Here is a 26,125-nt window from a genome sequence, read left to right on the forward strand (position 1 = left end):
GGAGGTGAACACGACCCACTGGAAGCGGCCGTCGACCAGGCCCTTGACGGCCCGCTCCATCTGGGCGGGGCTGCGCGAACGCGGCTGGGAGATCGAGGACGTCACCGCCTACCGGACGGTGCGGGCCGCCCCGCCGCCGGCCGAGACGCGCGAGATGATCAAGACGGGCGGGTTCGACGCCGTCTGCTTCACCTCCAGCTCGACCGTGCGCAATCTCGTCGGCATCGCCGGCAAGCCGCACGCGCGGACGATCATCGCCTGCATCGGCCCGAAAACCGCCGAGACGGCAGCCGAATTCGGTCTGCGGGTCGACGTTCAGCCCGAGACAGCCGCGGTCGGACCGTTGGTCGACGCCCTGGCCGAACACGCGGCGCGGTTGCGCGCCGAGGGTGCGCTGCCGCCGCCGCGCAAGAAGAGCCGCAGGCGTTAGCGAGACGATGAGCGTCGGCGGCTACCCGCGGCAGCGCCCGCGCCGGCTCCGCTCCGCGCCGGCGCTGCGTCGCCTGGTTGCCCAAACATCCTTGGAGCCAAGGCATTTGGTGCTCCCGATGTTCGTCGCCGACGGCATCGACGAGCCGCGGCCGATCGCGTCGATGCCCGGGGTGGTGCAGCACACCCGTGACTCGCTGCGCCGCGCCGCGGCGGACGCCGTTGCGGCCGGGGTGGGCGGGCTGATGCTGTTCGGGGTGCCGCGCGACGAGGACAAGGACGCCACCGGTTCGGCGGGGACCGACCCCGACGGCATCCTCAACGTCGCCCTGCGCGACTTGGCCAAGGACCTCGGCGACGCGACGGTGCTGATGGCCGACACCTGCCTGGACGAGTTCACCGACCACGGGCACTGCGGCGTGCTGGACGACCGGGGCCGCGTCGACAACGACGCCACGCTGGTGCGTTACGTGAAACTCGCTGTGGCGCAAGCCGAATCGGGCGCCCACGTGGTGGGGCCGAGCGGCATGATGGACGGCCAGGTGGGCGCGATCCGCGACGGGTTGGACGCCGCCGGCTACACCGACGTCGCGATCCTGGCCTACGCCGCGAAATTCGCCTCGGTGTTCTACGGCCCCTTCCGCGAGGCGGTCAGCTCCAGCCTGTCCGGCGACCGGCGCACCTACCAGCAGGAGGCCGGCAACGCCCGGGAAGCGCTGCGGGAGGTCCGGCTCGACCTCGACGAGGGCGCCGACATCATCATGATCAAGCCGGCCCTGAGTTATCTGGACGTGGTGGCCGCCGCGGCGGAGATCTCGCCGGTGCCGGTGGCCGCCTACCAGGTGTCGGGGGAGTACGCGATGATCTGCGCCGCCGCCGCGCAGGACTGGATCGACGAACGCGCCGCCGCGCTGGAGTCGTTGACCAGTATTCGGCGCGCCGGGGCCGATATGGTGCTCACCTATTGGGCCGCGCGGGCGGCGAGGTGGCTAACGTAGCGGCCCGGCGGCGGCGACGATCGGCAGGTGAGGCGGACAGATGACATCAGCAGCGGAGGGCAGCGACCCCAGGCCGTTGTTCCGCGAACCCGGAGCCAGCTGGTGGTGGGTCCTGGCGGGACCCCTGGCCGCGGTGTCGATGATCCTGATCGAGGTGTGGAGCGGCGCCGGTGTCGGGCTGGTGGTGCCGGCGATCTTCTTGGTGATGGTGTCGGCATTCCTGGCGCTGCAGGTCAAGGCGGCGCGCATCCACGTCTCCGTCGAGCTCACCGAGGACGCGCTGCGCGAGGGCACCGAGACCATCCTTCTCCGCGAGATCGTCAAGGTGTACCCGGAGCCCGAGCACCACGAGGCCTCCGGCAAGGAGCTGGAGCGCTGGCAATCCGCCCGGGCGCTCGGTGAGCTGGTCGGGGTGCCGCGCGGCCGGATCGGCATCGGCCTCAAGCTCACCGGCGGCCGCACCGTGCAGGCCTGGGCGCGGCGCCACCGGCAGCTGCGGGCCGCGCTGACCCCACTGGTCCAGGAGCGGGTCGAGCCGGCCCGCTCCGAGCCCGACGACGTCGACGGCTTCGGCGACGGGCCGGCGCTGTGATCGGCCGCTCGCGGGCGCTGGTCGAGCTGCTCTTGGCGTGCGCGGCCCTCGCGGGCGCGGGCCTGAGCTGGACGCGCGCCCAGCACACCGTCGCCGTCGCGCCCATCGCCGACGGGCAGCCCGCCACGCAATCGCTGGTGTACGACCCTCAGCTGCTGTTGCTGAGCCTGCTGCTGCTGACGGGTGCGGGCATCGCGGCCGTCGTCGGGATCACCCGGCTGCGGGCCGCGCGGCGCCGCGCTGTTACGCGGGCCTTCTGACCAGCGGCGTCACCAGCCGACGCAGCCGGGCGACGGCGTCGGCCCGGGCGCGTAGCGCGTCGGGTACCGAGGCCGCCTGCGCGACACCGGCCACCGCGCTCCCGCGGACCGCCTCGGCGACCGCGGGCGTGGCCACCAGCGTCCACTCGACGCCGGCGCCGCGACAATCGCCGTCGAACGCCGACAACAGCGAAACGCCGACCGCAGCAAACACGTCGACGCCCGTGAGGTCGAGGATCACCGGGCTCTCGTCCCGGGTGAACCGCTGCAGGTGGGCCCGGAGCCGGTGGACGTTAGCGGCGCCGATCTCGCCCCGCAGGTGCACCACCGTGGCCAGGTGCCGGTGCTGCGCCCGCACCTGCGCGCCGTCGCAGTCGAAGAGGCCGTTGTCCTGCTGCTGCACCACACCCGCGACCGTCATGAGGACCCCTCGTTCTTCGTGGCGCTCGCCGCGTTGTCGCGACGTCGTGGACTCAACGTAACGCTCGTGCATAAGGGGACGCGGAGCCGCGTTTAACACTTTGGTGAGAAGCGCGCGGGCGGGGCGGACCGGCCGCTGTCGGCAAATCCGGCCGCCCAACGGCCGCGCCGCGGGCGGGCCGGGCGACCCGGCGTGCCACGCCTCGGCCATCCAGCCATGCGGGCGGCCGCGCTGTTAGGCTGCCAAAGCTGTCGGTTGGGCGGTCGGGGGCAGGGGCACCGCGTGAGAACGCGATCCGCCGAACGAGTGAAGGCGAACGAACAGCAGCGTCAGACGGGAAGAAAGCTCGTGCGTACCGGAGAGATCAAGGGAGAGATCAAATCCCTGACGGGGCTCCGCATCATCGCCGCGCTGTGGGTCGTGCTCTTCCACTTCCGCCCGATGCTGGGGGACGTGTCGCCGGACTTCCGGGATGCGCTGGCGCCCGTCCTCAACTGCGGCGCCCAGGGCGTCGACCTGTTCTTCATCCTCAGCGGGTTCGTGCTGACCTGGAACTACCTCGACCGCATGGGCAAGTCCTGGTCCACGCGCGCCACCTTGCACTTTTTGTGGCTGCGGTTGGCCCGGGTGTGGCCGGTGTACCTGGTCACCCTGCACCTGGCGGCACTGTGGGTCCTGTTCACCCTGCACGTCGGCCACGTGCCCTCGCCCGACGCGAGCCAGCTCACCGCGATGAGCTACGTCCGCCAGATCGTGCTGGTCCAGCTGTGGTTCGAACCGTTCTTCGACGGGACCAGCTGGGACGGGCCGGCCTGGTCGATCAGCGCGGAATGGCTGGCCTACCTGCTGTTCGGGCTGATCGTGCTGATCGTGTTCCGGATGCGGCTGGCCACCCGGGCGCGCACGCTGATGTGGTTGGCCTTCGCGGCGTCGCTGCCGCCCGTGCTGCTGCTGCTGACCAGCGGGGTGTTCTACACCCCGTGGAGCTGGCTGCCGCGCATCGTCACCCAATTCGTCGCCGGCGCGCTGGCCTGCGCCGCGGTGCGCCGGCTGCGGCTGAGCGACCGCGCCCGCCTGGCCGCCGGCTTCGCGTCGGTGCTGCTGGTCGCCGCCATGATCAGCGTCCTCTACTTCTTCGACGCGCACCCGATCTCGGGCGTCATCGACAGCGGCGGCGTGGTCGACGTGCTGTTCGTCCCGCTGGTGCTGACGCTGGCGATCGGCACCGGCAGCCTGCCCCGGCTGCTGTCCACGCGCGTCATGGTCTACGGCGGCCAGATCTCGTTCTGCCTCTACATGGTCCACGAGCTGGTACACACCGCGTGGGGCTGGGCCGTCGAGCAGTTCGAGATCGACCCGCAGAGCAGCCCGTGGAAGTGGAACGTGCTGGGCCTGCTGGCGATCTCGGTGCTGGCCTCGGTTTTGCTGTATCACCTCGTCGAGGAGCCCGCCCGCCGCTGGATGCGCCGGATGGTCGACGTGCGGGCGGTGCACGACAGGACCGAGCCCGGCGGCCCGGCGAACAATAAACTGCATTCCGTCGACCGCCCGCTGGAAGCGGTTTCGGTCCGCGCGGTGTAACGGCCGCCGTCGCAGTCGGCCGGGGGGAAAGGTTTTTTCGACGACGCGGCGGCGTCCCACGACGCCGCCGACAGTGGAGGTGATGGTGAGTCGGCTGGCGACGTTCGTCATTGGTCTGACTCTTCTGGTCGGCGTGGGTGGCGCCTACCAGCCGCAGGTCCGGAACTACGAGACGCTCACCCTGGATTTCCGAATGAATCACCTTGCGGTGGTTGGGGATTCGTACACGACCGGCACTAACGAGGGTGGCCTGGGGCCGCGGTCGTGGACGTCGCGCGCCTGGCAGTTGCTGGCGACACGCGGAACGCGGGTCACCGCCGACGTGGCGGCCGAGGGCAGGGCTGGCTACGGCACCCCCGGCGACCACGGCAGCATCTTCGAGGACTTGACGGCCCGGGTGGTGCAACCCGACGACGCGCTGGTGGTGTTCTTCGGCTCCCGCAACGATCAGCCCGTCGACCCCGGGTTGATGGCGCTCAAGGCCGGCGAGACGCTGGATCTGGCCCGCCGCCTGGCCCCGGCGGCGCGGTTGCTGGTCATCGGGCCGCCGTGGCCGACCGCCGACGTGCCCGGGCCGATGCTGCAGATCCGCGACATCCTGGGCGGCGCGGCCGCCGCCGCGGGGGCGACGTTCATCGACCCGATCGCCGAACGCTGGTTCGTCGACCGGCCGGACCTGATCGGCGGCGACGGCGTGCACCCCAACGACGCGGGCCACCAGTACATGGCTACCAAGATCGCGCCGCTGATCCGCTCGCAGCTGTCGACCTGAGCGGCTCAGTCCTCGGCGTGCCGCTCGTAGTCCCACCGCTCTAGGCGGTCTTGCAGGCTGAGAAGCCCGAACCCCGCGACCGGGGTGGCGACCACGACGCAGGCCAGCAACAGCGGAGTCATGTCCGAGAACCTCCCAAACCCTTCACTGATCTGACGTTGGTGTTCCAGCGCAAGTTCATCGCCGTCAGCCGTCCGCGACCGCGCGGTCGACCAGCGCGCCCAGCACCGGGGTGAGCAGCTGCGCGTACTCGGTCGTGACGTGGTTGTCGTCCCGGAACACCAGGGTGTTGCCGACGATGGCGGGGCAGCGCTCGGGGCCACAGAACAGGTCGGTGAGCTCGGCGTAATGGCCGCCGTTGCCGCTGGTGGCGGCGAGCTCGGCGGTGACCCCGTCGCCGTTGACGGCGGCGCCGCGCGTCGGAGCGCAGGCCTCGGCGTCGTCGAGGTGCGCGGACAGGCAGGCGGGCGCGGACGCCTGCGGGTCGGCGGCGGGCCCCAGCACCAGCACGGTGGCGCCGGTGCGGCGCAACCGCGCGACGCTGCGGCCCAGGGTGTCGATCCAGGCGGGGTCGTACGAGGTGAACCCGAAGTCGGCGCCGTAGCGGCGACTCATGTCCAGCACTACGAGGCGCGGGTGCTCGGCGTCGATGCGCGCCATGATCTGGCCTCGCCACTGTTCGCACTCGGTGTACTCGCGCCCCAGGTACGGGCTGCGGATGGGTAGGTCCTGCAACGGGCAGGTCACCTTGGCCAGGGTCTCCAGCCGCCAGTGCCGTTGCTCGGCGAGTTGTTGGAAGGCGGGGCTCCACATGGCGGCGTGCGAGTCGCCGACCAGAGCCACCGTGACCGGGGAGGCGAGGTCGCCGGTGGCGCAATCGCCCTGCCCCACCTCGCGCCACGACCGCACGCAACCGTTGACGAAGACGGCGGCCTTGTCGGCGGGCGCCGCGGCGAGCGGCGGATCGAGGTTGGACGGCACCTGGCGCAGGCCGGCGGCCGTCGCGAGCGCCGCGCGCACCTGCGCGAAGGCCTGCTGCACCGCGGCCTCCTGCGGGCTGACGGCGGCCGCGGGCGGCGGGAGCGCCACGATGTTGGCTCGCGAGGCGGCCACGCCGTGACCCACCGGGACGGGGAGCACGTTCAGCAGCACCAGGCAGGCGCCGGCGGTCGACGCGCTGGCGGCGCCGGCCACCGCCAGGCTGGCCCTGGCGGAGCGGCGCAGCGCGGCGGCGAAGCGGCCCGGATTCTCCACCAGGTGCAGCGTGATCACGGCGAGGCCGGCCGAGACCACCGTCGCGGCCAGCCGGGCGGGCAGCCCGGCGGGTTCGCCGAGCAGGGCGGGCAGCAGCAACAGCACCGGCCAGTGCCACAGGTACCACGAGTAGGACACTCGGCCGACGGCCCGCATCGACGGTCGGCACAGCAGGCGCCCGGCCCCCAGCCCGCCGGTGGCCGTGCCGCCCACGATGACCAGCGCGGTGCCCAGCACCGGCAGCAGCGCGGCGGTGCCGGGGTAGGGGGTGTAGGCGTTGAGCTGGGTGCAGGTCACCAGCAGCAACGCCAAGCCGCCCCACCCGACGATCGTCGCCGGCAGCAGGGACAGCTTGCGCCACTGGCTGGCCGACAGGGCGACCAGGCCGCCGGCGGCCAGCTCCCACGCCCGGGTGGGCAGCGAGAAGAACGCCCACGACGGCGACGTGTGCGTCCACCACAGCGCCGCCCCCAGCGACGCCGCCCCGAGCAGCCCCAGCAGCGCCGCGTACGGCCAGGTCCGCGACGGGTCACCGCCGCGCAGGCGCCGGACGAGCCACGCGACGCCGATAATCAACACCGGCCACAGCAGATAGAACTGCTCCTCGACGCCCAGCGACCAATAGTGCTGAAACGGCGACGGGGTGTCCGAGGCCAGGTAGTCGGTGCCGCGCTGCGCGAACCGGTAGTTGCCGACGTACAAGGCGCTGGCGAGGCCGTCGAGCAGCACGCCGCGCGCCTGCAGCGGCGGCAACGCGACGGCGGCGCCGATCGCGGTGACGACGCCGACGGTGGTCGCGGCCGGCAATAACCGGCGCGCCCGCGCGCCGTAAAAGCGGCCCAGTGCAACGGTTCCCGACGCACCCACCTCGCGGACCAGCAGCCCGGTGATGAGAAAGCCGGAGATGACGAAGAAGACGTCCACGCCGATGTAGCCGCCGGTGAGCCCCGGGATCCCGGCGTGGTAGAGCACCACCGCGAGCACCGCGACGGCCCGCAGTCCCTCGATGTCGGGCCGAAATCCGGTCCGCCGCGCCACCCGCTCCGCCGGGCGGGTCGAGGTGTGCTGCGGTGCGGTGGTCATGGGCGTCGCTAGGAGGACATCCAGGCCAGCTCGCCGGGCAGTTGCGCCCGCCAATACGCCATGTCGTGCCCGCCGATCGAGAAGCTGCCCGCGGGCGGGGTCTTCAGTTGGTTCACGAATTGCCGTGTGGCGAAATAAAACCGGTCGAAGGTGCCGCAGTCCACGCGCAGCGGGATCTGCGACAGCGCCGGCACGCCCGTGACGGTGTTCTGCACCCAGTCGTCGTAGCTGTCGAACGCCTTGGGGGCGCTTTCGGTGAAGGTGTTGTACAGCGCCGGGCTGATCGCGCAGATCCCCGCGGTGCGCGCCGGGCCGAGCTTGGCGCCCAGGTGCAGCGCGCCGTAACCGCCCATCGACCAGCCCAGGAAACCGACCCGGGACGTGTCGAAGCCCATGGTCGTCAGCATCGGCAGCAGCTCCTCGAGCACCATCGCGCCGGAATCGGTGCCGTCGGCCCGCTTGTGCCAGTACGAATCGCTGCCGCCGTCGACGCCCACGACCGCGAACGGCGGCCTGCCCTGCTTGACCAGCTGGGCCAACCCCTGTTCGACCCCGCAGTCGAGCATCATGCTGGCGTCACCGTCCTTGCCGTGCAGCGCGATCACCGGCCGCAGCATCCCGGTCTGCCCCGGCGGCATGGCGATGATCCAGTTGGTCTTGACCCCGCCGCGGGCGGCGGAGACGAACGACCCGGTCAGCTTGGTCGGCAGGCTGGCGCTGCTCGCCGCCGACGGCTCGAACGGCGCGGGGGACAGCGGCGCGGCGAGCGGTCGCGGCGGATCGATCACCCCGCCCAACGCCCACATGCCGGCGGCCCCCACGCCCGCACCGGCGCCCATCCGCAGCAGGGCGCGACGGGTCAGGTTAGGCATGATCGCCATGATGCCGTCCGAACCGCGCATCGCCGCCCGAGCCACGCCGAATTGGAAGCATCGCGTGATCTGGCGTGATCTGCCGGTCACGGGGAGGTGATCTGCCGCCACCGCGCCGCCGCTCACCCGGCGCGCCGCGGCGTCGCGTGCTAGCGCCTCCGCCACGCTCGGCGCGGGCCGTCGGCCCGGCGCGACGCCTGCGATATCCCCTGCTGAGGCGGCGGAACGGGGGAACGGGCGGCGCCGGCGCCGGATGGCCATCCGCGTTAGTCAGGGCCGCCTCCCGCCGGGCTGCCCCGCTGCCGGCGGGATGCAATCTGGGCGGTTTCAACCCTCGCGGCCGAGCGCCGAAGCCACAAGGATGGAAGCTTCTTGTGCATAGTGTCGGCCGCGGATCGAAAGAGGGCGTGGATGAGTCTGGCTTTCCATTGGTTTCTGCCCACCTACGGGGACTCGCGGAATCTCGTCGCGGGCGGGCACGGCACGCCAATGTCGGGCAACCGTCCGGCCACCCTGCGCTACCTGCGGCAGATCTGCGCCGCCGCCGAGGACAACGGTTTCGAGGCGGTGCTGACGCCGACGGGCCTGTGGTGTGAGGACGCCTGGCTGACGACGGCGATGCTGGTCGAGGCCACCGAGACCCTGAAGTTCCTGGTCGCGTTCCGCCCGGGGCTGCTCAGCCCCACGCTGGCCGCGCAGATGGCGGGCACCTTCCAGCGGCACTCGCAGGGCCGGCTGCTGCTCAACGTGGTCACCGGCGGTGAACCGCACGAGCAGCGCGCCTACGGCGACCGCCTGGACAAGGAGGCCCGCTACGCCCGCACCGCGGAGTTCCTGGACGTGGTGCGGCAGCTGTGGACCTCGCCGAGGCCGGTGACCTTCACCGGGGAGCACATCCAGATCGAGGGCGCTCAACTGAACAACCCGCCGGACCCGACGCCGGACATCTTCTTCGGCGGGTCCTCCGCGGCGGCCGGACCGGTCGCCGCGAAGTACTCCGACGTCTACCTGACCTGGGGCGAGCCGCTGCAGGCGGTGGCGCAGAAGCTCGACTGGATTCGCGGGCTGGCGGTGGACGCCGGGCGGATCGTCAAGTTCGGGTTGCGGATCCATGTGATCAGCCGCGACACGTCCGCCGAGGCGTGGGCCGAGGCCGACCGGTTGCTGGCCGCGATCGACCCCGCGGACATCGAGCGGGTGCAGAGCAGCCTGGCGCGCAGCGAGTCCGAGGGGCAGCGCCGCATGCTCGAGCTGCACGGCGGCAGCAGCAACAAGCTGTTGGTCGCCCCCAACCTGTGGGCCGGTGTCGGCCTGGTGCGCGGGGGAGCCGGCACCGCGCTGGTCGGCTCCCACGACGAGGTGGCCGAGCGCTTGGCCGAATACGCCCAGCTGGGCATCAGCCACTTCATCCTGTCGGGCTACCCGCACCTGGAAGAGGCCTACTGGTTCGGCGAGGGCGTGCTGCCGCTGCTCGAGCGGCGGGGCCTGTGGAAGCACCCGAACCGCCAGACCCACCCCGCCGCCGCGACGCCGTTCGCGGTCGCCTCGGCGCACTGACCGCCGTGGCCACCACCGTGCCCGCCGCCGCGTCCGGCGCCGCAGTCGCCGCCGACGAGTCCGAGGTGCAGCGCCGGCAGCGGCTGCGCATCGTGGTCGCCGCCAGCCTGCTCGGCACGACCGTGGAGTGGTACGACTTCTTCCTCTACGCCACGGCCGCCGGGCTGGTCTTCAACAAGGTGTTCTTTCCCGACGCCAGCTCGCTGGTCGGCACCATGCTGGCGTTCGCGACCTTCGCCGTCGGGTTCGTCATGCGGCCCATCGGCGGCCTGGTGTTCGGCCACATCGGCGACCGCATCGGCCGCAAGCGCAGCCTTGCGCTGACCATGCTGATCATGGGCCTGGCCACCGCGCTGATCGGGGTGCTACCGACCGCCGCGCAGATCGGCGCGTGGGCGCCGGTGCTGCTGTTGGCGCTGCGCATCCTGCAGGGCTTCGCCCTGGGCGGCGAGTGGGCCGGCGCGGTGCTGCTCGCGGTCGAGCACAGCCCCGCCGACCGGCGCGGCCGGTTCGGCGCCATCCCGCAGATCGGGTTGGCGCTCGGATTGGCGTTGGGCACCGGCATTTTCGCGCTGCTGCAGCTGTGGTTGGGCCCCGCCCAGTTCCTGGCCTACGGCTGGCGCATCGGATTTTTGGTCAGCCTGGTGTTGGTCGCGATCGGCATCGTGGTGCGGCTGCGGGTCGAGGAGACGCCCGCGTTCGCCGAACTGGCCAAGCTGGAGGCCGAGTCGAAGGTGCCGATCCGCGACATCGTCCGGGAACCGCGGTCGCGGCGCAACACCATCCTGGGGCTGTTGTCGCGGTGGGGTGAGGGCTCGGCGTTCAACACCTGGGGCGTCTTCGCGATCAGCTACGCCACCGGGGCGCTGGGCCTGCACCGGGTGTCGGTGTTGTTGGTGGTGACCGTCGCCGCGCTGGTGATGGCGGCGCTGCTTCCGCTGTCGGGTGCGCTGACCGACCGGTTCGGCGCCCGGCGGGTGTACCTGGCCGGCATCGCCTGCTACGGCCTGACGGCGTTTCCCGCGTTCGCCCTGTTCGGCACCAAGAACCTGCTCTGGTTCGGGCTGGCGCTGGTCATCGTGTTCGGCGTCGTGCACGCGCTGTTCTACGGCGCGCAGGGCACGCTGTATTCGGCGCTGTACCCCACGGGCACCCGCTACACCGGGCTGTCGTTCGTTTACCAGTTCTCGGGCATCTACGCCTCCGGGGTCACGCCGATGATCCTGACGGCGCTGATCGCCGCCGTCGGCGGGGCCCCGTGGCTGGCGTGCGCGTATCTGGTCGCCACGGCGGTCATCAGCGTGCTGGCGACCGCGCTGATCCGCGACCAGGACCTGCACCTGTAGCTGGTGCGCCGCACGCCGATGTGCTGTGGTTGAGCGCATGGCCGGCGCTTCGCAACTGCGGCAGGGGCTCTCGCAGCGCCAGCTGAGCATGATCGCCCTCGGCGGCGTGATCGGCGCCGGGCTGTTCGTCGGGTCCGGCGTAGTGATCAAGGACACCGGGCCCGCAGCGTTCCTCACCTACGCGCTGTGCGGGCTGCTGATCGTCCTGGTGATGCGGATGCTGGGCGAGATGGCGGCGGCGAACCCGTCGACCGGGTCCTTCGCCGACTACGCCGCCGCCGCGCTGGGCAGGTGGGCGGGCTTCTCGGTCGCCTGGCTGTACTGGTACTTCTGGGTGATCGTGGTGGGCTTCGAGGCCGTCGCGGGCGGCAAGGTGCTCAACTACTGGTTCCCCGCGCCGCTGTGGCTGCTGTCGCTGGGCCTGATGGTGGTGATGACCGCGACCAACCTGTTCTCGGTGTCGTCGTTCGGCGAATTCGAATTCTGGTTCGCCGGAATCAAAGTCGCGACCATCCTGCTGTTCCTCGCCGTCGGCACCGCGTACGCGTGCGGGCTTTTCCCGGGGCGCCGCGGCGGGTTCGGCAACCTCACCGCGCACGGTGGCCTCTTCCCTCACGGGGTGGGCGCGGTATTCGCCGCCGTCGTGGTGGTGATCTTCTCCATGGTGGGCGCCGAGATCGTCACCGTGGCCGCCGCGGAGAGCCGCGACCCGGAGCTGGCGGTGCAAAAGGCGACGCGGTCGGTGGTGGCGCGGATCGGCGTTTTCTTCGTCGGCTCGGTGTTCCTGCTGGTGGTGATCCTGCCCTGGGACTCGGTCGATTCCGGCTCCTCGCCGTACGTGGCCGCGCTCAAACACATGGGGTTGGCCGGGGCCGACCAGTTGATGAACGCGGTGGTGCTGACGGCGGTGTTGTCGTGCCTCAACTCCGGGCTCTACACCGCGTCGCGGATGCTGTTCGTCCTCGCCGACCGCGGTGAGGCGCCGCGACGGTTGGTCACGCTGAGCGGCCGCGGCGTCCCCCACGTGGCGATCGTGACTTCGTCGGCCGTCGGGTTCGGCTGCGTGGTCATGGCGCGGGTCGCCCCCGCCACCGTCTTCCTGTTCCTGCTCAACTCCTCGGGCGCGGTCATCCTGTTCGTCTACTGGTTGATCGCGCTGTCGCAGATCATCCTGCGCCGCCGCACCCCCGAGGAGAAGCTGCGCGTCCGGATGTGGTTCTTCCCCACGCTGTCGATCCTCACGCTGGCAGGCATCAGCGCGGTGCTGGTGCAGATGGCGTTCGACCGCTCCGCGCGCAGCCAGCTGTGGTTGAGCCTGCTGTCCTGGGCGGTGGTGATCGCCGTGTACTTCCTCGCCCGGGCGCGGGGCCGTGTGGGCAGCGCCACGGCGTAGCCCGGGCGCGGCCGAAAAGCGTTATCCCGCTTGGGCGTTGGCGGGCGATTGCAGCAGGCCAAGCCGCAGCAGGTCGGTGACGTATTTGTCGATCAACGCCTCGGTGATGTGCGGCACGTCGGCGGCGGCGCCGACGCCCGCGGATTGCACTGCGGCGCGGAACTTTTCGGCGGGCATCTGGGTGCCCTGGGTGGGTTGGCCCGGTGTGGCGTAGGCGCTCATCAGCGGCAGCAGCGAGGACTTGCGCTGGTCTTCCGGCAACGCCTGCATGGCCTCGGTGAAGCGGCGCAGCCACTCGCCGTAATCGTCGACCCGCTCGATCGGGTGGCCGGCCGCCGCCAACCAGTCGACGAAAGTGTCCAGCGAGACGCCGTCGTCGTGGGTGTTGAGCACGTTGTAGGTGCGGTAGCCGTCGCGGGCGCGCTCGCCCAGGGTGGCGATCGCCTCGGCGGTGAAATCGGCGGGCAGCCCGTCGTAGTGCGCCCGCTGCGGGCGGCCCGCCTCGTCGAGCCGGTAGAAGGACCGCGGCGCCAGCCGGGTGGCCAGCACGCTCAGGATCAGCCGGGTGAACATGTCGGGCACGTTGAGCTGGCCCGCGAAGTCGCTGTGCGCCAGGATCATGTCGGACCGGAACACCGCCACCGGCACGCCGCACAGGTCGTAGGCCTCCCGCAGCAGCACCTCGCCGGCCCACTTACTGGTGGCGTAGCCGCTCGCGTAGGCCTCGCCCAGCGAGCGCGACGGGCTGGCCGCGCGCACGTCGACGTCCTCACCCATGAAGCTGCCGTCGGGCAGCGCCGTCACCGCGACGGTGGAGATGTAGTTGATCGGCTTGAGCCGACGGGTGAGGGCCAGCTTGATGATTTCGGCCGTCCCCACCACGTTGGGGCCGAACAGCTGGCTATAGGGCAGCACGTGATTGACCAGCGCCGCCGAGTGCACGACGAGGTCGACCGACGCGGCGAGATCCTCGTAGGTGTGCGAGTCCAGGCCCAGATTGGGCGCCCCCACGTCGCCGACGAGGACCCGCAGGTGTCGGTCGGCGAGCCGGCGGAACCGCGCCGACAGCTCCGCGTCACCGCTGTCGATCGCGGCCTCGATGCGCTGGCGCCCGGCGGTCGGGTCGGCCCCGCGCGCCAGGCAGATCACCGTGCCGCCGGCGGGCGCCAGCCGCTCCAGCCAATCCAGGCACAGGAAGCGCCCCAGATAGCCGTTGGCGCCGGTGAGCAGCACGGTGGTGACCCCGCCGGTAGGGCGGGGCAGGGCGCGGGCCGCGGCCAGGGTGTCGGCGTCGATGAACTTGTCCAGCGTGAGATCCGAGGCGCGGGCCACGCTCGCGCCGCGACCGTGCACCGACGCGAAGGTGGGCCGCGTCGACGCCGAAAGACGTTCGCCGTCAATGTATTTCGCAACCGACGTGAGGTCCGCAGTCGGGCTGACGATGGTCTGCACCGGCACGTCGACGGTGAAGATCTCCGACAGCAGCGTCGCGAACGAGAACGCGGATAGCGAATCACCGCCCAGCTCAACGAACTTCGCGTCCGGGCGCAGCGCGGTGTCTGCGGGCAGGCCCAGGGTGGCCGCCGCGGCGCGCCGCACGGTGTCGATCGTGGGCAACGAGCCGCTCGCGGCGCGCAGCTCGTCGAGCTGATTGCCGTGGCTGGCCTCGATCTCGGCGTACAGCGCGTCCAGACGCTCACCGTAGCGGGCCTTCAGCGCCGGGCGCAGCAGCTTGCCGACCCCGGTCAAAAGCCCGTTCTCGCGGGTGAATCGCTGTGGCTCCAGCAGGAAGTCGCGGGGAACCTCGTACGGGTGCAGGCGGGCGTCACCGGCGATGCGTTGCAGCGAATCGGCGATCAGCTCGTGCGCGTCCCGGTCGCCGATGGCGTCGTCGTTCGGGACGATCACCGCGAGCAGGAACGGTTGCTCGCTGCTGCCGTAAAGGAAGATCTGCCGAATGTAGGGGCTGGTGGAGAAGGCGGCCTCGAGCTGGGACACCGCGACGAACTCGCCCTGCGACAGCTTGATGACGTTGTTGCTGCGGTCCAAATACCTCAGCTGGTCGGGCCCCAGCTCGGCCATGATGTCGCCGGTCTTGTAGAAGCCGTCGGCATCGAAGATCTGCGCCGACAGCTCGGGGTGCTTGAAATACCCCGGAATCACGTTGGCGGCCTTGAGATACAGCTCCCCGCGCGGGTAGGGCTGGTCGGTGGTGAAATAGCCCAGCTCGGGGACGTCGACGAGCTTGTAGTCGGTCACCGGTGGCCGCCGGATCCTGCCGCTGCGCATGATGCCGCCGCCGGTCTCCGTCGCGCCGTAGCCGTCGGCCACCGGAACGTCGAGCAACGACTGCATGAAAGCGTGCATCTGCGACGACAGCGGCGCGCTGCCGCACATCGCCGACACCACCCGACCGCCGATAAAGTCTTGGCGCAGTTCGGCTTTGACCGCTTCGTCGGACTGCCGGTCGGTGTCCGCGACGCCGCGCTGGTCGAGTTCCCTGCGGTAGCGGCGGAAGAACATGTCGCACACCCGGGGCACCAGGTTGAGCGCGGTCGGACGGACCAGACCGATGTCGTCGAACAGGGTGGACATGTCGCTCTTGGTCGCGAAGTAGCCGATGCCCCCGGAGGCCAGGGTGGCGATCAGCCATTCCAGCCCGTAGACGTGCGACAGCGGCATGTACTGCAGGTGGATGGCCGGGATGAGCCTGCCGATGTCCACCGAGGGGCTGTGCGGGCGCTGCCAGGTCCGGGTGACCATGTCGGCGGTGTACATGGCACCCTTGGGTGTGCCGGTGCTGCCGGACGTGTAAATCAATGTCGCCAAAGGGTTTTCGCCGTCGGCCGGGACGAACGCCGGGGTGTCGGCGATGCCGCGGCCGGCCTGCAGCTCGGCGTGCAGCGCCACCACCTCGCCGCGGTGCCCGGCGGCCCGCAGCCGGGCGCGGGCGTAGTCGAACCGGTCGCGCTGCCCGTCGTCGTCGCTGGTGTAGTCGAAGACCACCAACCGCTCGATGGACGGCGCGTTGATGACGACGTCGACGGCGGTGGCCAGGGACTCGGTGCTGACCGCGAATATGCGCGGCGCCGTCTCGGCGACGATGGGGGCCAGCTGCGCCGCGGTCGAACTGGTCTGCAGGGGCACGAACACCGCACCCAACCGGATGCACGCCAGGTACTGCACGACGTAGTCGATGCTGGTGAAGCCCAGGACCGCGATGAAATCACCGGGACGGAAACCGCCGGGAAGCCCCGCGTGCCAGGCGCCGGCGACCGCCGCGGCGCGGGTGCCCAACTCGCGGTAGGTGATGGTCTCGAAGCCGGACAGCAGGGTGGTCGCGGCGCCGCCCGTCACCGGGTCGGGTGTCACCTCGCAGGCCCGCTGGCCGAGCGCCGGGCGCTCGGCGTACCGCTCCAGGTAGATGTCGACGACCTGCGCCAGCCGCAATCCCGGGCGGTGCGCGGCCTCGGTCACCTCCGGCAGCGGCGCCGCCGCCCGGAACTGGGGGTCGCTTGCGTACAGCCGGTCGACGCGTTCGGCCACTCGCTGTTCGATGCCTACATCGCTGCCCACAACACCGCCCACACCGCTGCCCGTCACCGCCGCCGTATACCCGCCCTGCCCGTAACCAGTCAGTCCGTCTTGGTGAGCACGACCGCCTGTTCGAAGGGCAGCCGCGCGAAGACCGGGCGGGCGGGCCCCGTCACGTGCGCCGCGGCCTCGGCCCGGGTCAGCACCCGCGGGTCGGTGACGCCGAAGGTCTTGCCGTTGCGGCGCATCCGGCCGCCGTTCGCCGCGATCAGATTCTTCAGCCAGTCGCGGTCCGGGCCGTAGGTGAGCATGATCGCCACCGCGGGTCTGCCGTCGACCTCGGCGCTGAACGCGCTGACCGGCGTGCGGTAGAGGGCGCCCGAGCGCCGCCCGACGTGTTCGACGATGCCGAACAACGGCAGCCGGCCGGCCCATAACCGCTGGATCGGGTTGGTGACGCGACGATTGAATCGGGCCAGTCCTTGTGGCATCTCCATACCGCCATCCAACGCGCCTCCCGGGGCGCCGACAACCCAACGTTTAGCGACCAACGGGACTACTGTCCTTCCATGGGCGAGTCCCGGGCTGACGAGGCCGCGCAGCGCGCCGAGGAGTTGGCGCGCCGGGATCGGGAGCTCACCGCCCGCAAGGCGGTGACGGCGGGCGACGTGCACCGCGCCGCCGAGCGCGCCGCGCAGGCCGACCTGCGCGACCAGCAGGCCCACGACCGGGAACGGGAACGGCACTACGAGGCCGCCGTCGCCCACGAACGCGCCGCCCGGGTCGAGGAGCTCGCCGTCGAGGAAGGGCTGGGCGACGTGGCCGCGCACCGGCGCGCGGCGCAACGCGAGCGCGACGCCGCGCTGCGCAACTTCCAGGCCGCGCAGCAATCCGAGCCGAGCGAGGGCGAGTAGGCCGCCCTCTGCTACACCCTGTAGTGGAAACCCCCGCGGGGGCTGGGACACTGGTGGCATGGCAACCAGTGAGCAGTCGACGGCGCACGGGTCGGCGGTGGTGGCCGCGTCGGCGCGCCTGTTCGACGACGCCTGCGCCGTCATCCCCGGTGGGGTGAACTCCCCGGTCCGCGCCTTCACGGCGGTGGGCGGGACGCCGCGCTTCATCACCGCGGCGCACGGCTGCCGGCTCACCGACGCCGACGGCAACCACTACGTCGACCTGGTCAGTTCCTGGGGCCCGATGATCCTGGGCCACGCGCACCCGGCCGTCGTCGACGCCGTCACGCGGGCCGCCGCGACCGGCCTGTCGTTCGGCGCCCCGACCCCCGCCGAGAGCCAACTGGCCGGCGAGATCATCGCCCGGGTCGCCCCGGTCGAGCGGGTCCGGCTGGTGAACTCCGGCACGGAGGCCACCATGAGCGCGGTCCGGCTGGCCCGCGGGTTCACCGGGCGGCCCAAGATCGTCAAGTTCTCCGGCTGCTACCACGGCCACGTCGACGCGCTGCTCGCCGACGCCGGCTCGGGCGTCGCGACGCTGGGCCTGCCGTCCACGCCCGGGGTCACCGGGGCGGCCGCGGCCGACACGATCGTGTTGCCCTACAACGACATCGAGGCCGTGCGGGCCAGCTTCGACCGGTTCGGTGATCAGATCGCCGCGGTGATCACCGAGGCCAGCCCCGGCAACATGGGCGTGGTCCCACCCGCGCCCGGCTTCAACGCCGCGCTGCGGGCGGTCACCGCCGAGCACGGCGCGCTGCTGATCGTCGACGAGGTGATGACGGGATTCCGGGTCAGCCGCAGCGGCTGGTACGGAATCGATCCGGTGCCCGCCGACCTGTTCACCTTCGGCAAGGTGATGAGCGGCGGGCTGCCCGCCGCCGCGTTCGGCGGGCGGGCCGAGGTGATGGAACGCCTGGCGCCGCTGGGCCCCGTCTACCAGGCCGGCACGCTGTCGGGAAACCCGGTGGCCGTCGCCGCCGGGCTGGCGACGCTGCGCAACGCCGACGACGCGGTGTACGCCGCGCTGGACCGCAACGCCGACCGGCTGGCCGCCCTGCTGTCCGAGGCGCTCACCGACGTCGGCGTCGCGCACCAGATCCCGCGGGCCGGCAACATGCTCAGCGTCTTCTTCACCGACGAGCCGGTGACCGACTTCGCGTCCGCGCGGGCCAGCCAGACGTGGCGCTATCCGCCGTTCTTCCACGCCCTGCTCGACGCCGGGGTCTACCCGCCGTGCAGCGCCTTCGAGGCGTGGTTCGTCTCGGCGGCGCTCGACGACGACGCGTTCGCCCGGATCGCCGACGCCCTGCCCGCCGCGGCCCGCGCCGCCCACGCCGCGAAGGACGGTGCCTAGTGCCCGAGCAGACCCGGGTGCACGTCATCCGCCACGGCGAGGTGTACAACCCCGATGGCATCCTCTACGGGCGACTGCCCGGCTTCCACCTCTCCGACAAGGGCAGGGCGCAGGCCGACGCCGTCGCCGCCGCCCTGGCCGACCGCGATATCGTCGCCGTCATCGCCTCGCCGCTGCAACGGGCCCAGGAGACCGCCGCGCCGATCGCCGCGAAGCATGGCCTGCCGGTGGACACCGACCCCGACCTGATCGAGTCGGCGAACTTCTTCGAGGGCAAACCCGTGGGCCCCGGCGACGGGGCGTGGCGCGACCCGCGGTTCTGGTGGCAGCTGCGCAACCCGTTCCGCCCGTCGTGGGGTGAGCCCTACGCCGAGATCGCGGCCCGCATGACGACGGCGGTGGAGAAGGCCCGCGCCCGCGGCGCCGGCCACGAGGTGGTGTGCGTCAGCCATCAGCTGCCGGTGTGGACGCTGCGGCTGCACCTCACCGGCAAGCGCCTGTGGCACGACCCCCGCAAGCGCGAGTGCGGCCTGTGCTCGGTGACCACGCTGGTGTATGAGGGCGACCGCCTGGCGGGCGTCGAGTACAGCGAACCGGCGGGTCGGTAGAGCATGCGGCGGCTGGCGATAGCCGGGGCGGCGGCGCTGGCGCTGCTTCCCGCCCTCGTCGGCTGCTCCTCCGGCCACGACGCCGTCGCCCAGGGCGGCACCTTCGAGTTCGTCTCGCCCGGCGGCAAGACCGACATCTATTACGACCCGCCGTCGCGCCGCGGCCGCCCCGGCCCCCTGTCCGGGCCGGACCTGTCCGACGCCGCCCACACCCTGTCGCTGGACGACCCGATCTTCGCCGGCCGGGTCGTCGTCATCAACATCTGGGGCCAGTGGTGCGGGCCATGCCGCGCCGAGGTCACCCAGTTGCAGCAGGCGTACGACGTCACCCGCGACGCCGGGGTGTCCTTCCTCGGGATCGACGTGCGCGACACCAACCGGCAGGCGGCGCTCGACTTCGTCAACGACCGCCACGTGACCTTCCCGTCGATCTACGACCCCGCCATGCGCACCCTGATCGCCTTCGGCGGCAAGTACCCCACCACCGTCATCCCCTCCACCCTGGTCCTGGACCGCCAGCACCGCGTGGCCGCGGTGTTCCTGCGGGAGCTGCTGGCGTCCGACCTGGAGCCCAAGGTGCGCAAGCTCGCCGCCGAGGCGGCGCCGGCCCCGGGACCGCAATGAGCGGTTTCACCCAGCTCGCCGCCGCCGGGCCGCTCCTGGTGGCGGTCGGGGCGTGCCTGCTGGCGGGCCTGGTGTCGTTCGCCTCGCCGTGCGTGGTGCCGCTGGTGCCCGGCTACCTGTCCTACCTGGCCGCCGTGGTCGGCGTCGACGAGGAGCCCCGCGCGGGCGCCGCGCAGGCCCCGCCCGGCGCCCGGTGGCGCGTCGCGGGCTCCGCGGCGCTGTTCGTCGCCGGCTTCACGACGGTGTTCGTGCTGGGCACCGTGGCGGTGCTGGGCATGACGACGACCCTGATCACCAACCAGCTGCTCCTGCAACGGGTCGGCGGGGTGCTGACCATCGTGATGGGGCTGGTGTTCGTCGGCCTGGTGCCCGCGCTGCAACGCCAGGCCCGGTTCACCCCGCGCCAGCTCACCACGGTCGCCGGGGCGCCGCTGCTGGGCGCGGTGTTCGCGCTGGGCTGGACGCCGTGCCTGGGGCCGACGCTGGCCGGCGTCATCACCGTCGCCTCGGCCACCGACGGCGCCAGCGTGGCGCGCGGCGTCGCGCTGGTGATCGCCTACTGCCTGGGGCTGGGCATCCCGTTCGTGCTGTTGGCGTTCGGGTCGGCCGGCGCGGTGGGGGCGCTGAGCTGGTTGCGCCGGCACACCCGGGCGATCCAGATCTTCGGTGGCGCGCTGCTCATCGCGGTCGGCGCCCTGCTGGTCACCGGGGTCTGGAACGACTTCACCTCGTGGTTGCGCGACGCGTTCGTCTCCGACGTCAGGCTGCCGATTTGAGGCGGGTCCTGGCCTGGTGCCGCAACACCTGGCGCGCGCTGACCTCGATGGGCACCGCGCTGGTGCTGCTGTTTCTGCTGGCCCTCGGCGCGATCCCCGGCGCGCTGCTGCCGCAGCGCAGCCTCAACGCCGGCAAGGTCGACGACTACCTCAAGGCGCATCGGGTGATCGGGCCGTGGCTGGACCGGCTGCAGGCTTTCAACGTGTTCTCGAGCTTCTGGTTCACCGCCACCTACGTGCTGCTGTTCATCTCGCTGGTCGGCTGCCTGACCCCGCGGATGCTCGAGCACGCCCGCAACCTGCGCGCCACCCCGGTGGCCGCGCCCCGCAACCTGGCCCGGCTGCCCAAGCACGCGGCCGCGCAGGTGGCGGCCGACCCCGAGGATCTCAACAGCCTGGCCAACGCGGTGGTCGAGCGGTTGCGCGGTTGGCGCACCGAGATCAGGCACGACGGGAATGCCGACGCCGGGGTCGTCGAGGTGTCCGCCGAGAAGGGCTATCTGCGCGAGTTCGGCAACATCGTCTTCCACTTCTCGCTGTTGGGCCTCCTGGTCGCGGTGGCCGTCGGCAAGCTGTTCGGCTACGAGGGCAACGTCATCGTCATCGCCGACGGCGGCCCCGGCTTCTGCTCGGCCTCGCCGGCCGCGTTCGACTCGTTCCGCGCCGGCAACGTCGTCGACGGCACCGCCCTGCACCCGCTGTGCATCCGGGTGAACGACTTCGACGCGCGCTACCTGCCGTCCGGGCAGGCCACCTCGTTCGCCGCCGACATCGACTACCAGTCCGGCAGGGACCTGGCCGGCGACACGTGGCGGCGCTACCGGCTGGAGGTCAACCACCCGCTGCGGGTGGGCGGCGACCGGGTCTACTTGCAGGGCCACGGCTACGCGCCGACCTTCACCGTGACCTTTCCCGACGGGCAGCTGCGCACCTCGACCGTGCAGTGGCGGCCCGACAACCCGCAGACCCTGCTGTCGTCGGGCGTCGTGCGCGTCGACCCGCCCGCCGGCAGCTACCGCAGCGCCGCCGAGCGCCGCCAGCACGAGATCGCCATCCAGGGCCTGCTGGCGCCGACGGAGCAGCTCGACGGCGCCCTGCTCTCCTCGCGGTATCCCGCGCTGAACGCGCCCGCGGTGGCCATCGACATCTACCGCGGCGACACCGGGCTGGACACCGGTCGGCCGCAATCCCTGTTCAGCCTCGACCCCCGGCTGATCGAGCAGCACCGGCTGATCAAGGAGAAGCGGGTCAACCTGCGGGCCGGGCAGTCGGTCCGCATCGACCAGGGGCCCGCGGCGGGCACGGTGGTCCGGTTCGACGGCGCCGTCCCGTTCGTCAACCTGCAGGTGTCGCACGACCCGGGGCAGGCGTGGGTGCTGCTGTTCGCCGTCACGATGATGGGCGGCCTGCTGGTGTCGCTGCTGGTCCGGCGCCGCCGGGTGTGGGTGCGCCTGACGCCGCAGGAGGGCCCGGCCGACGGCGCGCCGGGTACGGTGAACGTCGAACTGGGCGGCTTGGCGCGGACCGACAACTCCGGGTGGGGCGACGAGTTCGAGCGGCTCTCCGAGCGGCTGTTGGCGGCCCTCGACGCCGACGCCGCGGGTCGCGCCGAGACGCCCTCAGCGTCCAGAAGGAGTCCTCAGGTGGACGTCAAATGAACACCGTGCACGTCAACATCGGCCTGGCCCGCTACTCGGACTGGGCGTTCACCTCGGCCGTGGTGGCCCTGGTGATCGCGCTGCTGCTGCTGGCCGTCGAGCTCGCCTACGCGGGCGGGCGCCGCGCCGACCGGCGCGAGCGGGTGTTGGCGGGCGCCGTCGCCGCCGACAGCGCCATCCCCGGCGTGGTCGAGGACGCCCCCGCGCGCCCGCTCGACGAGCGCGCCGGGCGGGCCGGGCAGGCGGTGCTCTACCTGGGCATCGGCCTGCTACTGGCCTGCATCGTGCTGCGCGGCCTGGCCACCCTGCGGGTGCCCTGGGGCAACATGTACGAGTTCATCAACCTGACCTGCATGTGCGGCCTGCTCGCCGGGGTGGTCGTGCTGCGCCGCCCGCAGTACCGCCCGCTGTGGGTGTTCCTGCTGGTGCCGGTGCTGATCCTGCTCACGGTGTCCGGCCACTGGCTCTACACCAACGCCGCCCCGGTGATGCCGGCGCTGCAGTCCTACTGGCTGCCCATCCACGTGTCGGTGGTGAGCCTGGGTTCCGGGGTGTTCCTGGTCGCCGGCATCGCCAGCATCCTGTTCCTGTTGCGCACCTCACGCCTGGGGGAGCCGGGCGCCGACGGGCGGCTGGCCGGGATCGTGGCGCGATTCCCGGACGCGCAGACGCTGGACCGCATCGCCTACCGCACCACGATCTTCGGGTTCCCGGTATTCGGCTTCGGGGTGATCTTCGGCGCCATCTGGGCCGAACAGGCGTGGGGCCGGTACTGGGGCTGGGACCCCAAGGAAACGGTGTCGTTCGTCGCATGGGTCGTCTACGCCGCCTACCTGCACGCCAGGTCGACGGCCGGATGGCGGGATCGCAGGGCGGCGTGGATCAACGTCGTCGGTTTCGTGGCCATGGTCTTCAATTTGTTCTTCGTTAATCTGGTCACCGTCGGCCTGCATTCGTATGCGGGCGTGGGGTGAGAGCGAGCGAAGTCACGACAAGTCACGACGAGGGGGAGTGCACGTGAGCGAGCATCCGACGGGGGACGTGGGGACGCCCGACCAACCCACCACCCAATTCCCACCGCGGGGACCGGTGCCGCCGAACGCCGAGCCCGCGGGCGAGCCGGGCGGGGACGCGCCGACCCGCGCCTTCGCCGGGTTCCGCACCGAGCGCCGGATGCCCGCACCCGAGCGGCGCGAGGTGGCGCCGCCGCCCCCGCCCCGGCCCGGCGGGATGCCGCTCTGGGACCCCACCCCGATGACCGGGATCCCGCGGGTCGACCCGACCGCCTACGGCGCCTATTACGACGGCCCGGTCACCGAGCACCGGCCGGCCCCGCCGGTTTTGCCGCCGCGGGAATCGCTTCCGCACACCCCCTACCCGGAGCTGTCCACCGGCATGCTGCTGCGTCCGGTCAAGCCGCCGCCCTCGGAAGGCTGGCGGCGCGCGCTGTTCAAGCTGTCCGGCGGGCTGATCAACCTGGGCGAGAGCCCGCGCGCCGCCCGCCACAACAACCTGGTGGCTCAGGTGAACCGGCCGCTGCGGGGCAGCTACCGCGTCGCCCTGCTGTCGTTGAAGGGCGGCGTCGGCAAGACCACGATCGCGGCGACGCTGGGCGCCACCTTCGCGTCGATCCGCGGCGACCGGGTGGTGGCCGTCGACGCCAACCCGGACCGCGGCACGCTGAGCCAGAAGATTCCGCTGGAGACGGCCGCCACGGTGCGCCAGCTGCTGCACGACGCGGGCACCATCGAGCGCTACAGCGATGTGCGCCGGTACACCTCCAAGGGCCCGAGTGGGCTGGAAGTGGTTGCCTCCGAAACGGATCCGGCCGCGTCGGAGGCGTTCGGCGCCGACGACTATGCGCGCGTCCTGGACATCCTGGAACGGTTCTACGGCCTGGTGCTCACCGACTGCGGGCCCGGCCTGCTGCACTCGGTGATGTCGTCGGTGCTGGAGAAGGCCGACGTGCTGATCGTGGTCAGCTCGGGGTCGATCGACGGGGCGCGCAGCGCGTCGGCGACGCTGGACTGGCTGGACGCCCACGGCCACGAGGACCTGGTCCGCAATTCCATCGCGGTCATCAACGGGGTGCGGCCGCGGCCCGGCAAGGTCGACATGAACAAGGTGGTCGACCACTTCTCGCGGCGCTGCCGCGCGGTGCAGCTGGTGCCCTTCGACCCGCATCTCGACGAGGGCGCCGAGATCGACCTGGAGCGGCTGCGGCGCGGCACCCGCGAGGCGCTCACCGAACTCGCGGCACTCGTGGCCGACGGCTTTCCCGGCGAACAGCGCCCGGGCCTAACCGGCTAGCGGGCGTCAGCGCGGGTTGTCCCCCCGGCCCAAGCGCCGCAAGAAGTCTGGGTCGTCGTCGGGTCCGATCACCCGCGTCTTGGTCCGGTGCAGCTGAGACCGCGACGCGCGCCAGCCGGCGTAGATCAACGCCCCGAAAATCACGACGAGCAGCAGGTAGAGCACGCAACACCTCCTTGGAGCGAATATACCCGCGCCGTAGGCTCTCCCTGTGTCTCACGGATCCAGCGATGCCAGCGCCGCAGCGGGCGGCGCCGGCCGGGCGGTCGTCGACGTCTGCCTCTACGCGGCGGCCCGGCTGCTGCTGGTGGTCGCACTCGCCGGCGCCATCTACGGGGTGGCGCGGCTGCTCGGCATCCGCGAGTTCCCGATCGTCGTCGCCACCCTGTTCGCCTTGATCATCGCGATGCCCCTCGGCATTTGGGTGTTCGGCCCGTTGCGGCGGCGGGCCTCCGCCTCGCTGGCCGTGGCGGGGGAGCGCCGCCGCCGCGAGCGGGAACTGTTGCAGGCCCGGCTGCGTGGCGAGGACCAGGACGGCGCCGCGCCCGACGAGGCCGCCGGCGACGGGTGAGGACGCCCGCTCAGCCGTTCGGCAGGCGCACCACCTGCGCGGCGTAGCTGAGACCCGCGCCGTACCCGATCAGCAGCGCCAGGTCGCCGCCCTTGGCCGCGCCGGTCGCCAGCAGCTCGGCCATCGCCAACGGGATCGACGCCGCCGACGTGTTGCCGGTGTGCTCGATGTCGTTGGCCAGCACCGCATCCGGGCGCAGCTCCAAGCTTTTGGCGAGCAGCTCGTTGATGCGGCTGTTGGCCTGGTGCGGCAGGAACACGTCGATCTCGTCGGCCCGCACGCCCGCGGCGTCCATCGCCTGCCGGCCCACCTTGCCCATTTCGAAAGCGGCCCAACGGAAGACGGCGCTGCCCTCCAACCGCAGGAACGGGCGCGGGCCCGCCGGCGCGTCCATGTAGTCGATCCAGTCGATGTCCTGGCGGATCGCGGTGGCCTGCTCGCCGTCACTGCCCCACACCGTGGGCCCGATGCCCTGCTCGGGGGTTTCCCCCACCACGACTCCGGCTGCGCCGTCGGCGAAGATGAAGCAGTTGCTGCGGTCGGTCATGTCGACGGTGGGGGACAGTTTCTCGGACCCGATGACCAGCACCTTGGCCGCCGTCCCCGCGCGGACCATGTCGGCGGCCACCCCCAGCGCGTAGCCGAAGCCGGCGCACCCGGCGGAGACGTCGAACGCCGGCACGCCGGTGCTGCCCAGCCGGGCCGCGACCACCGGCGCGCAGGCCGGGGTCTGCAGGAAGTGGGTGCTGGTCGCGACGATCACGCAGTCGACGTCGGCCGGGCTGAGCCCGGCCTTGGACACGGCCTCGCGGCCACACTCGGTGGCCATGGACGCCGCCGACTCGTCGCGGGCGGCGAAGCGGCGCGTCTTGATCCCGGTGCGCGAGTAGATCCACTCGTCGGAGGAGTCGATGTTCTCGCACAACTCGTCGTTGGTGACCACCCGCTGCGGGCGGTATGACCCGACGCTGAGCAGGCCGACGTTGGTGGGCCCGCTGGTCGCGGCAATCTGCTTCATTGCGTCCTCCGCTCTCACCCGAGCAGACGCAAAGGTACCGCACCCGCGCCCTACGCCGTGGGAGGTTCAGCTTCCCAGGGCCAGCGCCGCGGCCACCGCGATCGCCCACACCACCATGGCCAGGCCGGTGTCCCGCAACACCGGGATCAGCGCGGCGC

25 protein-coding genes and 1 pseudogene are annotated in these 26,125 nt (G+C 71.7%); 18 read left to right on the forward strand and 8 right to left on the reverse strand.

Going from position 1 to position 26,125, the window contains the following annotated elements:
- The 4 genes from A5714_RS23665 to A5714_RS23680 all read left to right on the forward strand — a co-directional run.
- The coding region (locus A5714_RS23665; protein WP_231975970.1) for a uroporphyrinogen-III synthase at positions 1 to 430 on the forward strand (430 nt) is incomplete at its 5' end.
- Between the two features lie 7 nt (positions 431 to 437).
- Positions 438 to 1,427: a porphobilinogen synthase gene (gene hemB / locus A5714_RS23670; RefSeq protein WP_082959937.1), complete on the forward strand. Its 990-nt coding sequence runs from the start codon at positions 438 to 440 to the stop codon at positions 1,425 to 1,427.
- A 40-nt stretch (positions 1,428 to 1,467) separates the two neighbouring features.
- Positions 1,468 to 2,019, forward strand: coding sequence for a DUF3093 family protein (locus A5714_RS23675; RefSeq protein WP_068289502.1), 552 nt, complete (start codon positions 1,468 to 1,470; stop codon positions 2,017 to 2,019).
- On the forward strand, positions 2,016 to 2,279 hold the full coding sequence (locus A5714_RS23680) for a hypothetical protein (protein WP_068289504.1): 264 nt from the start codon (positions 2,016 to 2,018) through the stop codon (positions 2,277 to 2,279). The genes A5714_RS23675 and A5714_RS23680 overlap by 4 nt, the downstream gene beginning before the upstream one ends.
- Here the strand turns inward: A5714_RS23680 and A5714_RS23685 are convergent.
- Positions 2,263 to 2,700 (reverse strand): STAS domain-containing protein, encoded by a 438-nt coding sequence (locus A5714_RS23685; protein ID WP_068289508.1) that lies wholly within the window; start codon positions 2,698 to 2,700, stop codon positions 2,263 to 2,265. The two genes, A5714_RS23680 and A5714_RS23685, sit on opposite strands and share 17 nt — an antisense overlap.
- Before the next feature lie 348 nt (positions 2,701 to 3,048).
- On the opposite strand from A5714_RS23685, the gene A5714_RS23690 reads away from it, so the two are divergent.
- Entirely contained in the window at positions 3,049 to 4,281 is a 1,233-nt protein-coding gene (locus tag A5714_RS23690; protein ID WP_068289510.1) for an acyltransferase, read from the forward strand.
- An 85-nt stretch (positions 4,282 to 4,366) separates the two neighbouring features.
- A complete protein-coding gene (locus tag A5714_RS23695) occupies positions 4,367 to 5,053 on the forward strand; it encodes a GDSL lipase (protein WP_068073705.1) in 687 nt (228 codons plus the stop codon).
- Between the two features lie 186 nt (positions 5,054 to 5,239).
- Here the strand turns inward: A5714_RS23695 and A5714_RS23700 are convergent, their stop codons facing one another.
- Both A5714_RS23700 and A5714_RS23705 read right to left on the reverse strand, forming a co-directional pair.
- Complete coding sequence (locus A5714_RS23700; RefSeq protein WP_068289512.1) at positions 5,240 to 7,390, reverse strand: acyltransferase family protein; 2,151 nt, start codon at positions 7,388 to 7,390, stop codon at positions 5,240 to 5,242.
- A gap of 8 nt (positions 7,391 to 7,398) precedes the next feature.
- Positions 7,399 to 8,271 carry an esterase family protein gene (locus tag A5714_RS23705; protein WP_197502923.1) on the reverse strand — a complete coding sequence of 291 codons (873 nt, stop codon included), beginning with the start codon at positions 8,269 to 8,271 and terminating at the stop codon, positions 7,399 to 7,401.
- Between the two features lie 402 nt (positions 8,272 to 8,673).
- Between A5714_RS23705 and A5714_RS23710 the strand changes: the two genes are divergently transcribed.
- From A5714_RS23710 to A5714_RS23720, 3 genes are read left to right on the forward strand one after another with little or no spacing between them, the layout of a single operon-like run.
- Positions 8,674 to 9,819 carry an LLM class flavin-dependent oxidoreductase gene (locus A5714_RS23710; protein WP_068073649.1) on the forward strand — a complete coding sequence of 382 codons (1,146 nt, stop codon included), beginning with the start codon at positions 8,674 to 8,676 and terminating at the stop codon, positions 9,817 to 9,819.
- 5 nt (positions 9,820 to 9,824) lie between these two features.
- On the forward strand, positions 9,825 to 11,165 hold the full coding sequence (locus A5714_RS23715; protein ID WP_068073651.1) for an MFS transporter: 1,341 nt from the start codon (positions 9,825 to 9,827) through the stop codon (positions 11,163 to 11,165).
- A 37-nt stretch (positions 11,166 to 11,202) separates the two neighbouring features.
- A complete protein-coding gene (locus A5714_RS23720; RefSeq protein ID WP_068289515.1) occupies positions 11,203 to 12,558 on the forward strand; it encodes an amino acid permease in 1,356 nt (451 codons plus the stop codon).
- 21 nt (positions 12,559 to 12,579) lie between these two features.
- On the opposite strand, the gene car is transcribed toward A5714_RS23720, so the two are convergent.
- Positions 12,580 to 16,161, reverse strand: coding sequence for a carboxylic acid reductase (gene car / locus A5714_RS23725; RefSeq protein ID WP_369829471.1), 3,582 nt, complete (start codon positions 16,159 to 16,161; stop codon positions 12,580 to 12,582).
- Positions 16,162 to 16,193: 32 nt separating this feature from the next.
- Positions 16,194 to 16,589: a nitroreductase family deazaflavin-dependent oxidoreductase gene (locus A5714_RS23730; RefSeq protein WP_068073658.1), complete on the reverse strand. Its 396-nt coding sequence runs from the start codon at positions 16,587 to 16,589 to the stop codon at positions 16,194 to 16,196.
- Between the two features lie 72 nt (positions 16,590 to 16,661).
- Between A5714_RS23730 and A5714_RS23735 the strand changes: the two genes are divergently transcribed.
- The 8 genes from A5714_RS23735 to A5714_RS23770 are packed head-to-tail and all read left to right on the forward strand — an operon-like array spanning position 16,662 to position 24,378.
- Positions 16,662 to 17,006, forward strand: a complete 345-nt coding sequence (locus A5714_RS23735; RefSeq protein WP_068289517.1) for a hypothetical protein — start codon at positions 16,662 to 16,664, stop codon at positions 17,004 to 17,006.
- A gap of 58 nt (positions 17,007 to 17,064) precedes the next feature.
- A complete protein-coding gene (gene hemL / locus A5714_RS23740; RefSeq protein WP_068289519.1) occupies positions 17,065 to 18,402 on the forward strand; it encodes a glutamate-1-semialdehyde 2,1-aminomutase in 1,338 nt (445 codons plus the stop codon).
- The gene (locus tag A5714_RS23745) at positions 18,402 to 19,010 is read left to right on the forward strand and encodes a histidine phosphatase family protein (RefSeq protein WP_068289521.1); all 609 of its coding nucleotides are present in this window, start codon (positions 18,402 to 18,404) and stop codon (positions 19,008 to 19,010) included. The genes hemL and A5714_RS23745 overlap by 1 nt, the downstream gene beginning before the upstream one ends.
- 3 nt (positions 19,011 to 19,013) lie before the next feature.
- Positions 19,014 to 19,634: a TlpA disulfide reductase family protein gene (locus A5714_RS23750; RefSeq protein WP_068289523.1), complete on the forward strand. Its 621-nt coding sequence runs from the start codon at positions 19,014 to 19,016 to the stop codon at positions 19,632 to 19,634.
- Positions 19,631 to 20,410, forward strand: a complete 780-nt coding sequence (locus tag A5714_RS23755; RefSeq protein ID WP_068073668.1) for a cytochrome c biogenesis CcdA family protein — start codon at positions 19,631 to 19,633, stop codon at positions 20,408 to 20,410. Before A5714_RS23750 ends, A5714_RS23755 begins: the two co-directional genes overlap by 4 nt.
- A 47-nt stretch (positions 20,411 to 20,457) precedes the next feature.
- On the forward strand, positions 20,458 to 22,068 hold the full coding sequence (locus tag A5714_RS23760; protein WP_068289533.1) for a cytochrome c biogenesis protein ResB: 1,611 nt from the start codon (positions 20,458 to 20,460) through the stop codon (positions 22,066 to 22,068).
- Positions 22,065 to 23,042 (forward strand): c-type cytochrome biogenesis protein CcsB, encoded by a 978-nt coding sequence (gene ccsB / locus A5714_RS23765; RefSeq protein ID WP_068289525.1) that lies wholly within the window; start codon positions 22,065 to 22,067, stop codon positions 23,040 to 23,042. Before A5714_RS23760 ends, ccsB begins: the two co-directional genes overlap by 4 nt.
- A 43-nt stretch (positions 23,043 to 23,085) precedes the next feature.
- Entirely contained in the window at positions 23,086 to 24,378 is a 1,293-nt protein-coding gene (locus A5714_RS23770; RefSeq protein WP_068289537.1) for an AAA family ATPase, read from the forward strand.
- A gap of 6 nt (positions 24,379 to 24,384) precedes the next feature.
- On the opposite strand, the gene A5714_RS26390 is transcribed toward A5714_RS23770, so the two are convergent.
- Positions 24,385 to 24,543 (reverse strand): hypothetical protein, encoded by a 159-nt coding sequence (locus tag A5714_RS26390; protein ID WP_156671385.1) that lies wholly within the window; start codon positions 24,541 to 24,543, stop codon positions 24,385 to 24,387.
- Between the two features lie 46 nt (positions 24,544 to 24,589).
- Here A5714_RS26390 and A5714_RS23775 point away from each other — a divergent pair, with 46 nt between their 5' ends.
- Positions 24,590 to 24,949 (forward strand): DUF4229 domain-containing protein, encoded by a 360-nt coding sequence (locus A5714_RS23775; RefSeq protein WP_068289528.1) that lies wholly within the window; start codon positions 24,590 to 24,592, stop codon positions 24,947 to 24,949.
- Positions 24,950 to 24,959: 10 nt separating this feature from the next.
- On the opposite strand, the gene A5714_RS23780 is transcribed toward A5714_RS23775, so the two are convergent.
- Together A5714_RS23780 and A5714_RS26395 are read right to left on the reverse strand one after the other, a co-directional pair.
- Positions 24,960 to 25,967, reverse strand: a complete 1,008-nt coding sequence (locus A5714_RS23780) for a beta-ketoacyl-ACP synthase III (protein ID WP_068073676.1) — start codon at positions 25,965 to 25,967, stop codon at positions 24,960 to 24,962.
- Between the two features lie 66 nt (positions 25,968 to 26,033).
- Positions 26,034 to 26,125: pseudogene (locus A5714_RS26395) on the reverse strand (1,4-dihydroxy-2-naphthoate polyprenyltransferase); the annotation flags it as partial.

The sequence above is a fragment of the Mycobacterium sp. E2462 genome, assembly GCF_001672685.1.
Classification (GTDB): Bacteria; Actinomycetota; Actinomycetes; order Mycobacteriales; family Mycobacteriaceae; genus Mycobacterium.